The sequence below is a fragment of the Actinoallomurus sp. NPDC050550 genome, assembly GCF_040655075.1.
Taxonomy (GTDB): domain Bacteria; phylum Actinomycetota; class Actinomycetes; order Streptosporangiales; family Streptosporangiaceae; genus Actinoallomurus.
This window is the reverse complement of record NZ_JBFAJC010000008.1, coordinates 149,492-162,462: the sequence shown is the minus strand read 5'-3', so window position 1 is coordinate 162,462 and position 12,971 is coordinate 149,492. Positions and strand designations below refer to the sequence as shown.

At 69.7% G+C, this 12,971-nt stretch carries 8 protein-coding genes; 4 read left to right on the top strand and 4 right to left on the bottom strand.

Annotated elements, in window-relative coordinates; translation table 11 throughout:
* Nucleotides 1-2: 2 nt before the first annotated feature.
* From AB0I04_RS14060 to AB0I04_RS14045, 4 genes are all read left to right on the top strand, one after another.
* A complete protein-coding gene (locus AB0I04_RS14060) occupies nt 3-2,963 on the top strand; it encodes a glycoside hydrolase family 3 C-terminal domain-containing protein (RefSeq protein ID WP_360883550.1) in 2,961 nt (986 codons plus the stop codon).
* Nucleotides 2,964-3,109: 146 nt separating this feature from the next.
* Nucleotides 3,110-5,983 (top strand): beta-galactosidase, encoded by a 2,874-nt coding sequence (locus AB0I04_RS14055; RefSeq protein WP_360883547.1) that lies wholly within the window; start codon nt 3,110-3,112, stop codon nt 5,981-5,983.
* A 60-nt stretch (nt 5,984-6,043) separates the two neighbouring features.
* Nucleotides 6,044-7,552: an alpha-L-fucosidase gene (locus AB0I04_RS14050; protein WP_360883544.1), complete on the top strand. Its 1,509-nt coding sequence runs from the start codon at nt 6,044-6,046 to the stop codon at nt 7,550-7,552.
* A 296-nt stretch (nt 7,553-7,848) separates the two neighbouring features.
* Nucleotides 7,849-8,151 carry a hypothetical protein gene (locus tag AB0I04_RS14045; protein WP_360883541.1) on the top strand — a complete coding sequence of 101 codons (303 nt, stop codon included), beginning with the start codon at nt 7,849-7,851 and terminating at the stop codon, nt 8,149-8,151.
* Nucleotides 8,152-8,195: 44 nt separating this feature from the next.
* Here the strand turns inward: AB0I04_RS14045 and AB0I04_RS14040 are convergent, their stop codons facing one another.
* Genes AB0I04_RS14040 through AB0I04_RS14025 form a run of 4 tightly spaced genes read right to left on the bottom strand, consistent with a single transcriptional unit; the run spans nt 8,196 to nt 12,953 of the window.
* Nucleotides 8,196-9,755, bottom strand: a complete 1,560-nt coding sequence (locus tag AB0I04_RS14040) for a sugar ABC transporter ATP-binding protein (RefSeq protein WP_360883538.1) — start codon at nt 9,753-9,755, stop codon at nt 8,196-8,198.
* Nucleotides 9,752-10,786: an ABC transporter permease gene (locus AB0I04_RS14035; protein ID WP_360883535.1), complete on the bottom strand. Its 1,035-nt coding sequence runs from the start codon at nt 10,784-10,786 to the stop codon at nt 9,752-9,754. Before AB0I04_RS14035 ends, AB0I04_RS14040 begins: the two co-directional genes overlap by 4 nt.
* Nucleotides 10,783-11,868 (bottom strand): ABC transporter permease, encoded by a 1,086-nt coding sequence (locus tag AB0I04_RS14030; protein WP_360883532.1) that lies wholly within the window; start codon nt 11,866-11,868, stop codon nt 10,783-10,785. The genes AB0I04_RS14035 and AB0I04_RS14030 overlap by 4 nt, the downstream gene beginning before the upstream one ends.
* The gene (locus AB0I04_RS14025; RefSeq protein WP_360883528.1) at nt 11,865-12,953 is read right to left on the bottom strand and encodes a mandelate racemase/muconate lactonizing enzyme family protein; all 1,089 of its coding nucleotides are present in this window, start codon (nt 12,951-12,953) and stop codon (nt 11,865-11,867) included. Before AB0I04_RS14025 ends, AB0I04_RS14030 begins: the two co-directional genes overlap by 4 nt.
* Between the last annotated feature and the right edge of the window lie 18 nt (nt 12,954-12,971).

The following is a 12,971-nucleotide window of genomic DNA, read 5'->3' as shown; positions in this document are numbered from 1 at the left end:
TAGTGAGATTCCGACCCCGGATATCCGTGATGCTCGGCGTGGCCATGGTGGCCTCGCTCGGGCTGACCGGTCCGGCCCATGCCAAAGAGACCTATCCCTTCCAGAACCCCCGCCTGCCTCTCAAGACCCGCGTCGACGACCTGCTCAAACGGCTGACCGTCGACGAGAAGATCTCTCTCCTGCACCAGTACGAGCCAGCCATCCCCCGGCTCGGGATCAAGCCGTTCAAGACCGGCACCGAGGGGCTGCACGGCGTCGCGTGGTCCACCGACATCCACAACAACGGCGCCGTCGTCACCGCGAACGGCACGGTGTTCCCGCAGGCCATCGGCCTGGCATCGACATGGAACCCGGCGCTCATCAAGAAGGTCGGCTCCGCCGTCGGCGACGAGGCGCGGGGCTTCAACTCCGTCAACCCCGACGTGTGGGGGCTCCAGCTCTGGGCGCCGGTCGTCAACCTGCTGCGCGACCCGCGCTGGGGCCGCAACGAGGAGGGCTACTCCGAGGACCCGTACCTCACCGGTGCGATCTCCACGGCGTACGGCTCCGGCATCGAGGGACCCGACAAGGACCACCTCAAGGCCGCGCCCGTCCTCAAGCACTACCTCGCCAACAACAACGAGGTGAACCGCGACACCACCTCGTCGGACCTGCGCCCCCGGGTGAAGAACGAGTACGACGAGAAGGCCTTCTCCCCCGCCATCTCCGCGGACGCGGCGACGGGCGTGATGGCGTCGTACAACCTGGTCAACGGGCGGCCCAACACCGTCAACCCCGACCTGAACGACGTAGTCCGCAAATGGACCAAACGTGACCTGCTCAACGTCACCGACGCCGGCGCGCCGAACAACCTGACCGGCAGCGAGAAGTACTACGCCACCCAGCCGGAGGCCGACGCCGCGCTCATCAAGGCCGGCCTGGACAGCTTCACGGTCGACGACACCAACGCCGGCCCGACCACCGCCGCGGTCAAGTCCGCGCTGTCGCAGGGCCTGCTCAAGCAGTCCGACCTGGACACCGCCGTGTCGCACATCCTGAGCCTGCGCGTCCGGCTCGGCGACTTCGACCCCGACGGCGGCCCGTACGCCAAGATCGGCAAGTCGGTCATCAACAGCCCCGCCAACCAGGCGCTGGCCCGGCAGACCGCCGACCAAGCCGCCGTGCTGCTGAAGAACTCCGGGAACGCCCTGCCGCTGGACGCCGCGAAGACCAAGAAGGTCGCGGTGGTCGGCCCGCTGGAGAAGACCCTCTACACCGACTGGTACTCCGGCTCCCTGCCGTACAAGGTCACCCCGCTCGACGGGATCAAGCAGCGCCTCGGCGCGGGCGGCACCGTCACCGACAGCGAGGCGGCCGACCGGATCGCGCTCAAGGACACCAAGACCGGCAAGTACATCACCGCCGGGACCGGGGCGTCTGGGGCCGCGCTGAAGGAGAGCGCCACCAGCGCCGACACCACGACCCAGTTCGACGCGTTCGACTGGGGCCAGGGCAAGCTCACCCTGCGCAGCGTCGCCAACGGCAAGTACGCCGGCCGGTACAACTGGGGCGACACCATGGTCAACGACCAGGACCAGCCGAACGGCTGGTTCGTCCAGCAGATGTTCTCGCTTGAGAAGCAGGACGACGGCGGCTATCTGCTCCGCTACTCCGGCTACGAGGCCGACGAGTCGTGGTTCGGCGACAAGAAGTACCTCAAGGCGTCCGACGACGGCACGCTCGTGCTGGCCACGAAGGACGAGGCCTCCCACTTCAGCAAGGACACGATCAGCAGCGGCGCGGACGAGGCGGTCAAGGCCGTCAAGGGCGCGGACGCGGCGGTCGTGGTGGTCGGCAGCATGCCGTTCATCAACGGCCGGGAGGCGCACGACCGTACGACGATGGCCCTCGCCGAGAGCCAGGAGAACCTGATCAAGGCGGTGCGGGCGGCCAACCCGAACACGGTCCTGGTCGTGGAGAACAGCTACCCGACCACGCTCAACTGGGAGCAGGAGAACGTCCCGGCGATCCTGTGGACGACGCACGCCGGCGCGGAGACCGGTCACGCCCTCGCCGACACCCTCTTCGGCGACAGCAACCCGGCCGGGCGGCTCACCCAGACGTGGTACCGCTCGGAGAACGGTCTGCCCGACATCCTCGACTACGACATCATCAAGTCGGACCGCACCTACCTGTACTACAAGGGCCAGACGCTCTACCCGTTCGGCTACGGCCTGTCGTACACGAACTTCCGCTACAGCGGGCTCCACGTGAGCAGGGCGGGCGGGCAGGTCACCGCGACCGTCCAGGTCACCAACACCGGCAAGCGCGCCGGTGACGAGGTCGTCCAGCTCTACACCCACCAGCGGACCTCGCGCGACAAGCAGCCGGTCAAGCAGCTGCGCGCGTTCCAGCGGGTGCACCTGGCCCCCGGGCAGACCACGACGGCACGGCTGACGTTCAACGCGTCCGACCTGGCACACTGGGACGTCACCCGGGACAAGAACGTCGTGGAGACGAGCACGTACGACGTGCTCGTCGGCTCGTCCTCGGCCGACATCCGGCAGCGGTCCAGCGTGCGCGTCCAGGGCGAGACCATTCCCGCGCGGAATCTCGCCGTCCAGACCCGTGCCGTCGACTTCGACGACTACAAGGGCGTGCGCCTCGTCGACGAGACGAAGGTGCGCGGGGACGCGGTCGGCGCGGCCGACGGCGACTGGATCAAGTTCGCCCGCGCGTCGCTCGGCTCGGGCGCGGCGACCTTCACCGCCTCGGCCGCCAAGGCGAGCACCGGCGACGGCTCGATCGAGGTCCGTCTCGACTCGCCCACCGGTCCGCTCGCCGGCACCGCGACGGTGTCCAGCACCGGAGACGTCTATAAGTACGCGACCACGACCGCCGCACTGCACGGCGCGACGGGCCGCCACGACGTCTACCTGGTGTTCCACGGCGACCTTCGGGTCAGCACCTTCTCGCTGAAGTAGCGAGCCCGGCCGCCGCCCCCGTCCGGGGCGGCGGCCGCCACCAGCGGGGGCGCCCCGTCCCAGCCCCAGGAACGCGGGGCGGGGCGTCCCGTCCATCGGGGGACCGTCCGTTTCCGGCTTTACCACCGCCACCGGAGGCCCGGCTCGTGAAAGTCAGACTCCTCGCATTCCTCACCGCCGTCATCGCGTCGCTCGCGCTCGCGGTGTCCCCCGTCTCCCCGCCGAGCGCGGCCGCCGCGCCCAGGCACCGGGTGACGTACGACCACTACTCCGTCTCGATCGACGGACAGCGCGTGCTGCTGCGGTCCGCCGAGTTCCACTACTACCGGCTGCCCAGCCCCGACCTGTGGCGCGACGTGCTGGAGAAGTACAAGGCGGCGGGGTTCAACACCGTCTCGCTGTACTTCGACTGGGCGTACCACTCGCCCAAGGCCGGGGTGTACGACTTCACCGGCGTCCGTGACGTGAACCGCCTGCTGACCATCGCCCAGCAGGCCGGCCTGTACGTCATCGCGCGCCCGGGGCCGTACATCAACGCCGAGACCACCGGCGGCGGCTTCCCCGCCTGGCTGAAGAACGTGCCCGGACGGGCCCGGAGCAGCGCGCCCGGCTACACCGCCGCGTACCGCGACTGGCTCGGCCACATCAACAAGATCATCGCGCCGCACCAGATAACGCGCGGCGGCTCGGTGATCCTCTACAACGTCGAGAACGAGTACGCCATGAACACCGACGCGGCGTACATGGAGGACATCCAGAAGAAGGCGCGCGCCGACGGCATCGACGTGCCGACGATGACCAACGACTGCTGCGACGCCGCCTCGTGGACCTCCACGTGGGCGTCCGGGCAGGGCGCGGTGCAGATCCCGGGCGTGGACGACTACCCGCAGGGCTTCGACTGTGCCAACGCCGACACGAGCTGGGGGCCGTGGGGCGCGGGCCTGACCGAGCGGCTGCGCGACGACACCCCGGTGTTCGCCGCGGAGTACCAGGGCGGCTCGATCGACCCGGACAACGCGGGCATGGACAAGTGCCGGGAGCTGACCGGCCCGAAGTTCATGAAGTTCTTCTACAAGTCGAACCTCATCTCGTCCGGCGCGACGGCGTTCAACTACTACATGGGCTTCGGCGGCACCAACTGGGGCTGGCTGGCCCAGCCGAACGACGTCTACACCTCCTACGACTACGGCTCGGCGATCACCGAGAACCGGCTGCTGAGCGACAAGTACGACGAGTTCAAGCGGCAGAACCTCTTCCTGAGCTCGGTCGCGCCGCTGACCAAGACCGACCCGGTCACCGCTCCGGCGTCCTCGGACAAGGCGATCGAGACGGTCGCGCGGGCCAACCCGGACACGCACACGCAGTTCGTGCTGGTCCGGCACAGTGACCACGCCGCGACCACCGACGACTCGGCCACGCTCGACTGGACCACGCCGGACGGCCGCTACTCCGTGCCGGTACGGGTCAAGGGCCGGGACGCCAAGGTGCTGATCGCCGGGTACGACCTGGGCGGCCAGCGGCTCGTCTGGTCGAACTCCGAGCTCATGACCCACACGACGGTAAGCGGCCGGGACGTCGCGGTGCTGTACGGCACCGACGGCACGCAGGGCTCCACGGTGTTGCGCTACTCCTCCCAGCCGACAGTGAAGGTCCTCGCCGGTTCGGTGAAGGCCTCGTACTCAGGTAGTGACCTGCGGCTCGACTACACCCACTCCGGGCTCGCCCGGGTGCTGATCAGCGGTGGCGGACGCCGTCCGCTGCTGCTCCTGCTCGGCACCGACGCCGAGGCGGCGAAGTTCTGGCAGGCCGGTCCGGCGCTCGTGCGCGGCACGTCGCTCGTCCGCTCCGCCACCGTGGCCGGGGCAACCGCGTACCTGCGCGCCGACACCGCCAAGGCCGAGGACGTCGAGGTGTTCGCCGACGCCCGCGACCTCGTCGTGAACGGCTCGCCGGTACGGACGCGGGTGACCGCGAGCGGGTCGCTGCTCGGCACGCTGCCCGGCCCGCAGGCCGTCCACCTGCCCGCGCTGACCGGCTGGCGGTCGAAGACGGAAGCGCCCGAGGCGCAGCCTGGCTTCGACGACTCCGGCTGGGTGAACGCGTCGAAGACGACGACCGAGAGCCCGCTGAAGCCGAAGACCCCGACCGTGTTGTACGCCGACGACTACGGCTACCACTACGGCGACGTGTGGTACCGCGGCCGGTTCACCGGCACCGGCGGGGAGACGAAGGTGTCGCTGAACGCCTTCACCGGCAAGCGGGGCTCCTACCTCGTCTGGCTGAACGGCCGGTACCTCGGCTCGGCCATGGGCGGCGTCCAGGCCGACTCCGACTCGCCGGTCAACCCCGACCCGGGTCGTGGTGACTTCACGATCCCGGCGGGCCTGGTGAAGGCCGGGCAGCCGGCCGTCCTGTCGGTGCTCGTGGAGAACCAGGGCCACAACGACGACTGGATCGCCGACGACAACCGGTTCAAGCAGCCGCGCGGCCTGTACGGCGCTTCCGTCGAGGGCTCGACCGCCCCGATCTCCTGGAAGATCCAGGGCACCCGGGGCGGTGAGAACCTGGTCGACCGGACGCGCGGCCCGCTGAACAACGGCGGCCTGTACGGCGAGCGCGCGGGCTGGCACCTGCCCGCCTACGACGACCGGTCCTGGGCGGCGGGCAACGCTTCCCAGGTCGCGCCCGGCGTGACCTGGCAGCGCACCTCCTTCCGCCTCGACCTGCCGAAGGGCCAGGACGTGCCGATCGTCCTGCGCTTCGGCGGCCCGGTCGGCAAGGGCTACCGCGTCCAGATCTTCCTCAACGGCTGGAACCTCGGCCAGTACGGCGGCGACATCGGACCGCAGACCGACTTCACGCTGCCCGCCGGCCTGCTCCGGCAGCACGGCCGCAACACCCTCGCCCTCGCGGTCGTCGCCCGTACCGACGCGACGCCCGCACCGGTGAGCCTGGTCGCGCTCGACAACGAGCGCGGCGGCGTGCCGGTGTCCGACGTTCCCTCCCCCTCCCCCCGCTGATCTCCGCGGACCCGTGGCCGGGTCGCCGCCCGGCCACGGGCCCGGAAAGGGAATCGACCGATGACCTCGCAGATCCCGAGCCGGCGCGCCTTCCTGGCCGCCACCGCCACGGCGGCCGGAGCGGCCGCCCTCCCCCTGACCGCCGCGCCCGCCTCCGCCGCGTCCCTCGGCAACCGCCATGCGCTGCAGCGCCGCTTCGTCGACTGGCGCTTCGGCATGTTCCTGCACTTCAACATGGGCACCTTCCACGACGCCGAGTGGGTGGACCCGAAACAGGACCCGATGTCCTTCAACCCGGCCAAGCTGGACTGCGGCCAGTGGGCCGACGCCGCCAAGGCCGCCGGGATGCGGTTCGCGGTACTCACTGCCAAGCACCACGACGGCTTCTGCCTGTGGCCGTCGAAGTACACGAAGTACTCCGTCGCAAGCAGCCCGGTCAAACGCGACATCGTACGCGAGTACATGGACGCCTTCCGCTCCCGCGGCGTCACGCCCTGCCTGTACTTCTCGATCTGGGACCGCACCAACGGCGTCGGGCCGTCCGGGTTCGACGACCACCCGCCGATCACCCGGGCGAACATCGAGTTCGTCAAGAACCAGCTCACCGAGCTGCTCACCCGGTACGGGCGGATCCCGGTCCTGATCTTCGACGGGTGGGCGTGGCACTGGGCGTTCGGCCAGCAGTCACTGCCGTTCTCCGAGATCCGCGAGCACGTCGCCTCGATCCAGCCCGACTGCCTCGTCCTGGACCTCAACGGGCTCACCGTGCCGTGGCACTCTGAGCTGCTGTTCTTCGAAGAGCCGAAGGGCGGCGTCTTCTGCCCGCCCGGCAACACCTACGCCGCCTCCCAGGGCCAGACCATCTCGCCGTCCGGCTGGTTCTGGCACCCGTCGACCCCGTCGAACCTGCTGTCGGCCGACCAGATCGTCGACGGTCACCTGAAGGTCCTCGAACCCCGGTACGCGACCTTCATCCTCAACTGCCCGCCCAACACCGACGGCCTCCTCGACGACACCGTCGTCACCGTGTTGAAGGACGTCGGGAGTCGCTGGCGGCCGGACCTCTCCCGCCCACCGCTGCCCGCCCAGCCGGACGTCCTGCGCCATCCGCTCACGCCCGTGTCGGCCACCGCGACCAGCGGTGACGCGGCCAAGGCCGTGGACGGCCACAGCGACTACGGCTGGAACGGCCAGGCCGACCAGACCCTCTGGACGACCACGGACCCGCTGCCGCAGGCGATCACCCTGGACCTGGGGCGGCGCTACGCGGGCCTGGACACGCTCACCTACCTGCCCCGGCAGGACACGGCGACCCCGTACTCGTTCGACGAGTTCGTCACCACCGGGAACATCACCGCCTTCCGCGTCTCCGTCAGCGTCGACGGCACGACCTTCAGGCCGGTGGCGAAGGGCACCTGGGCCGCCGACCACACCCTGAAGCACACCCGGTTCAAGCCCGCGACGGCCCGGTACGTCCGGGTGGAGGCACTGTCCGCCGTCGGCGGTGGCGCCGCCATCGCCGGCCAGTTCGACTGCGGCGGCACCGACCGCCGCCCCCGCCCCGCCTGACCGCCCCGTCCGACCCGGGCACGATGCGCTCCGCGTCCCATCTCACCGTAACCGCGGGAAGGGTCGCGGAGCGTGGCCCCACAGCGCGGCGTTTCTTGCGCGCACGAAGGTAATTAATCCCATTTAGCCGCCAAATAGAGATGTAATGATCTATGGAAATAATGTCGAGTAAATCTTTCTCCAGTTGAGCCGACCACGTCGACACGGGCGGCATATCTGGGTAATCACCGAAAGGTGGCGATGCCGGGAGCAGACCAGAGCCCTGCTCCGCCAAATACCTGGGGGATAAAATGGGAATGACACGGACGATCCTGGCAGGTGCCGCACTGGCTACCGTGATCATCGGGGCGGCAGCACCGGCATACGCGGCGACACAGACCCGCGTGCGTCCGCAGCCGAACGTGTCGCGCGCCGAGATTGCCCGGCTGGCAATCGCGGATTTCTTCACTGAAACGCCCGACCGGCTCGGCAGAGTACCGAATGAAGACGAAGGCACCACGGCCGCCAGGGCAGGACGAGCCCACAGTGCCATCACGGCCGCCTTCATCAGGGCGGGCACCGCTGCCACACACGCCGACTCTTTCGCCACGCTGCCCTAACAGGCCGGAGAGGCCCGAAGCGCGGCCCCGCGGTGGCACGGCGTTCACCTCGTCCCCACCACGGGGCCGGATGCGGCACCGTGGATGAGCCGGATGACGGCCTGGCTCATCGGCTCGTACTCATGGTTGTTGGGCACGCCGCCGGCGATCTCGAAGTCGCGCATCACCGTGATGCGATCCGCGAGGGTGACCATCTCCGAGAGGTCGCTGGTGATCAGCAGGATGGCGAGCCCGTCCGCGGCCAGTCGCCAGATCAGCTGGTGGAAGGCGGCCTTGGTCCGGATGTCGATGCCGACGGTCGGCTCGTCGATGATGAGGATCTCGGTCTTCGCGGCGAGCCACTTGGCGAGGCTGACCTTCTGCTGATTGCCGCCGGAGAGTTGCCCGGCGAGCTGCCGGGGTCCGGCGGTCCGGATGCCGAGCCGTTCGGTGTACTCCCGTACGAGGTCCTGCTCGCGGTGCGGCGGGATGTACCCGAGGGCTCGCCGGATCCGGGCCCATACGGTGACGGCGATGTTCCTCGTCAGCGGTTGGTCGAGGAAGAGCCCCTCCTCTTTGCGGTTCTCCGGCACATAGCCGATGCGGTGGCGGCCCAGGGCCTGGCCCACGTCGTGGATGCGGGCCGGCTCGCCGTGCACGCGGATCGTTCCGGAGACCACCCGATCGAGGCCCAGCAGTGCCTTGGCCAGTTCGGTACGCCCGGCGCCGACGAGCCCGTAGAGGCCCACGATCTCCCCGCGGCGTACGTCGAGGGAGATGTTCCGGTGGCCGGCGGCGGTGGATATCGCGTCCAGTTCCAGTGCCGGGGGGCCGTCGGGGTCGACCGTACGCGGGGCGAAGGCGTCGCCGGTGTGGCTGCGGCCCACCATGAGGCCGACGATCTCGTCCCTGGTGTATTCGGCGACCGGTGCCGCCTCGAGTACGGAGGCGCCGTCGCGCAGCACCGTGACGGTGTCGCAGACGGCGAAGACCTCCTCCAGTTTGTGGCTGACGAGCAGGATCGCGGTGCCCTGATCCCGCAGGCGCCCGATGACCTGCAGGAGCCGTTCGGTCTCCTGGAGGGTGAGCGCCGAGGTCGGCTCGTCCAGCAACAGCACCCTGCTGTCGGTCGAGAGCGCTTTGGCGATCTCGACCAACTGGATCTGCGCCGGTGAGAGCGTCTTCACCGGGGCGTCGACGTCCAGGTCCACGTCGAGGAGGTCCAGGCATCGGCGGGCCTGCCGGCGCATCTGGTCGCGGTCCACCAGGCGGCCTCGTACCGGGATCTGCCGCAGGGTGATGTTCTCGGCGACGGAGAACTCGGGGATCACGTTGCGCTCCTGGTGGACCACGGAGATCCCGGCCCGCACCGCGTCGTGCGGGGAGGAGAAGACGGCCGGCCGTCCCTGCACCGCGAGGCCGCCGCCATCGGGCCGATAGAGCCCGGTCACGACCTTGATGAGGGTCGACTTCCCGGCGCCGTTCTCGCCGAGCAACGCGTGCACCGATCCGGACTCCATGCGCAGGGTGGCACCGTCCAGCGCCCGTACGCCGGGGAAGGTCTTGACGAGCCGGTCCGCGAGGAGGGCCGGCGGTGTGACGGCGGCCGCCGCGTTGTCGGTCACGATGTGCTCCTGGCCGTTGGTACGTACTTGTCCCCGGTGGCCCCGGCTGATCGTCGTGGCGTGCTCCTGGCCTGCCGCGCCTGCCGGATCCGGCCGATGACGACGGTGCCGAGGACGATGGCCCCTACGGTGAAGTTGACCCAGCTCGGGTCGAGGGAGTACTGCGCTCGCGCGACGTCCACGAGGCGGACGATGAACGCGGCGAGCACGGCGCCGAGCACGGAGACCGAGCCGCCGGCCAGCGCCGCGCCACCGATGATGGGGGCGGCGAAACTGGGCAGCAGCCAGTCTCCGCCGATGCTCTCGTTGACTCCGGGAGCCGAGGCGACGGTGAGGACGGCGGCGATGCCGGTGATCAGCCCCGACAGGGCGTGGGCCACGATGAGGCTGCGGTCGTTGGAGATGCCGGACAGCCGTGCGGCCAGGGGGTTGCCGCCGCTGGCCAGCATGCGGCGTCCGGTCGGCACTCGGCGCAGGAAGAAGGCCAGCAGCCCGGCGATGGCCAGCGCGAGCAGGAAGATCACCGGGATGTTCAGCACCGACATGTCGCCGAACCGGGTGAGGCCGGATGAGCCGAGGTCGATCGTGCGCGTGCCGGCGAGCCGGTACTGCAGGCCGCCCAGGATCGTCATCGTCGCCAGGGTGACGATGAACCCGTTGATGCGGGTGGCCACGACCAGCAGTCCGTTGGCCGCGCCGAGCAGAGTGCCGGCGGCCAGCGCGACCAGGATCGCGACCGGGGCGGGCACACCGTGGTCGGCCATGAGCACGGCGATGGCCACCGCCAGGAAGCCGCCGAGCGCACCGACCGAGAGGTTCATCTGGCCGACGGCCAGCACCACGAGCTGGGCCAGCCCGATGAGGACGGGGACGGTGAGATACGTCAGTACGCCGCGGATGGCGTTGCCGTGCAGCAGGCTGCCGTGGGAACCGGCCACGAGAGCGGCGGATCCCAGCACGCCGACGACGAGCAGCGTCATCTCGGCGGAGCGGGTGAACCGGGTGGCCCGGCCGCGTGCGGAAGCGCTCATCGGGCTGCCGCCGCCCTTCGCGTGACGACCAGAGACCTGATGCGGTCGGTGGACAGCGCGAGCAGCAGAATCACGCCGAGGTAGATGTTCAGGCTCTCCAGGCCGATGCCCATGGTGGTGAGCCCTTGATGGATCACCTGGACGAGCGAGGTGCCGAGCAGGGTCCCGATCACGGAGACGCCACCGCCGGTGAGCAGCGTGCCGCCGAGGACCGGGCCGAGGAAGGAGGGAATCATGAACTCCGCGCCGATGCCCGCGGTGAAGGAGCCGCTCGTGACGGCGAGCATGAAGCCCGCGAGGGCGGCGAGCGTCCCGGACAGCGCGTGTGCGAAGACGACCCGCCGCCCGGCCGGGATGCCCGACAGCCGGGCCGCGGTGATGTTCGAGCCGACGAGGAGCAGTTCGCGGCCCGTCCGGCTCCTGGCGTACAGGTAGCCGACCAGCAGCATCGCGACGACGGTGAACAGCAGGATCTGCGGCACCGCGGGCGAGCCGCAGACGGGGCCCGCGCAGAGGTCCGCCAGCGAGTACGTGCGCAGCCCCTCCATGCCGACGGGCTTCGCCGTGAACGCCGCGGCGGTGGTGAACTGGGAGTAGACCAACGAGACCAGGCCCAGCAGCGCGAAGTCCATCGCCAGGGTGACCACGAACGAGTTCACCCCGGTCGTGCTGATCACCCAGCCGGTCAGGGCTCCGATGGCGGCGCCGGCGAGCAGCCCGACCGCCAGTCCCGCGTACAACGGAAGATGCCAATCCTGGAAGGCCAAACCCATGAACATCGCGGAGAAGGCGGCCATGCGTCCGACCGCCAGGTTCATGTGGCCGATCGACAGCGCGGCCATCTGGGACAGTCCGACCACGGTGAAGATGGCGATGTCCTGCAACAGCGGGAAGATGCTGAACTGCTGGTTGTAGAACGAGCTCCGAGCGGAACCGAAGAAGACCACGAGAGCCGCGATCGCCACCAGGAGCCCGATCCGCTGGGACGCTCCGGCCGTCAGCCGGCGGGCGGGCATCGCCGTTTCGGGTGCCGGACCGTCCGGCCGGTCCCGCTCGGTCTCGCGGGTCGACGAGGTACTCATGCCGTTCTCCTGTCGGCCATCGCGTCACGGTTCCAGGCGATGCCCAGTCCCGGCGTGTCAGGGGCGATGGCGTGGCCGTTCTGGACGCGCAGTTCGCCGTGGGTGAGGGCGCGCAGTTGCGGGATGTGCTCGACGTAGCGTCCGTTGGGCACCGCGGCGACGAGGCTGACGTGCAGCTCCATCAGGAAGTGCGGACAGACGTCGACGTTGAACGTCTCCGCGAGGTGGGCGACCTTCAGCCAGGGTGTGATCCCGCCGATGCGAGCCACGTCGACCTGGATGATGGAGGCCGCGCCGCGAGCGAGGTAGTCGCGGAAGTGGGCCATCGAGTAGAGGGACTCGCCGACGGCGATTGGGATGGAGGTCGAACGGGCGAGCGCCACGTGGCCCTCGATGTCGTCGGCGGGAAGCGGCTCCTCGAGCCAGGCGAGGCCGATCGGCTCGAACGCGGCGGCACGGCGGCGCGCCTCGGCACGGGTCATCGACTGGTTGGCGTCGACCATGATGTCCAGCCCGGGGCCGACGGCGTCGCGCACCGCCCGCAGCCGTTCGACGTCCTGCTCGATCCGGGGCTTGCCCACCTTCACCTTGATGCCCGACCAACCGGCGGCCTGGGAGGCGAGTGCGCCGGTGACGAGGTCGTCGGTGGACAGGTGCAGCCAGCCGCCCTCGGTGTCGTACAGCGGCACCTGCGCGCGGAATCCGCCGGCCACCCGCCACAACGGCTCACCGGCGCGTCTACACCGCAGATCCCACAGTGCGGTGTCCACCGCCGCGAGGGCCAGCGAGGTGATCGCCCCCACCGTGGTGGCGCGGGTGGACGCGAACAGGTCGTGCCAGAGGTACTCGATCTCCCGAGCGTCCTGCCCCGGCAGGCGAGGCAGGAGATGCTCCCGCAGCATCGCCAGTACGGCACTGCCGCCGGTGCCGATCGTGTACGAGTAGCCGAGCCCGGTGTTCCCGTCATCGGTGGTCAGTTCGACGAAGACGGTCTCCTGCTTGAGGAACGCCTGCACCGCGTCGGTGCGCTCGGTCTCGACCTCCACGTCGACCAGGAAGGCGGTCGCTTCGACGATCTTGGTCACGCTGGTCTCCCTCCGTGG

Bases quoted from the DNA above. Each gene is read 5' to 3' on its own strand.
- AB0I04_RS14050 (WP_360883544.1), top strand. From the start codon at position 6,044: ATGACCTCGCAGATCCCGAGCCGGCGCGCCTTCCTGGCCGCCACCGCC.
- AB0I04_RS14045 (WP_360883541.1), top strand. From the start codon at position 7,849: ATGACACGGACGATCCTGGCAGGTGCCGCACTGGCTACCGTGATCATC.
- AB0I04_RS14035 (WP_360883535.1), bottom strand. From the start codon at position 10,786: ATGAGCGCTTCCGCACGCGGCCGGGCCACCCGGTTCACCCGCTCCGCC.
- AB0I04_RS14030 (WP_360883532.1), bottom strand. From the start codon at position 11,868: ATGAGTACCTCGTCGACCCGCGAGACCGAGCGGGACCGGCCGGACGGT.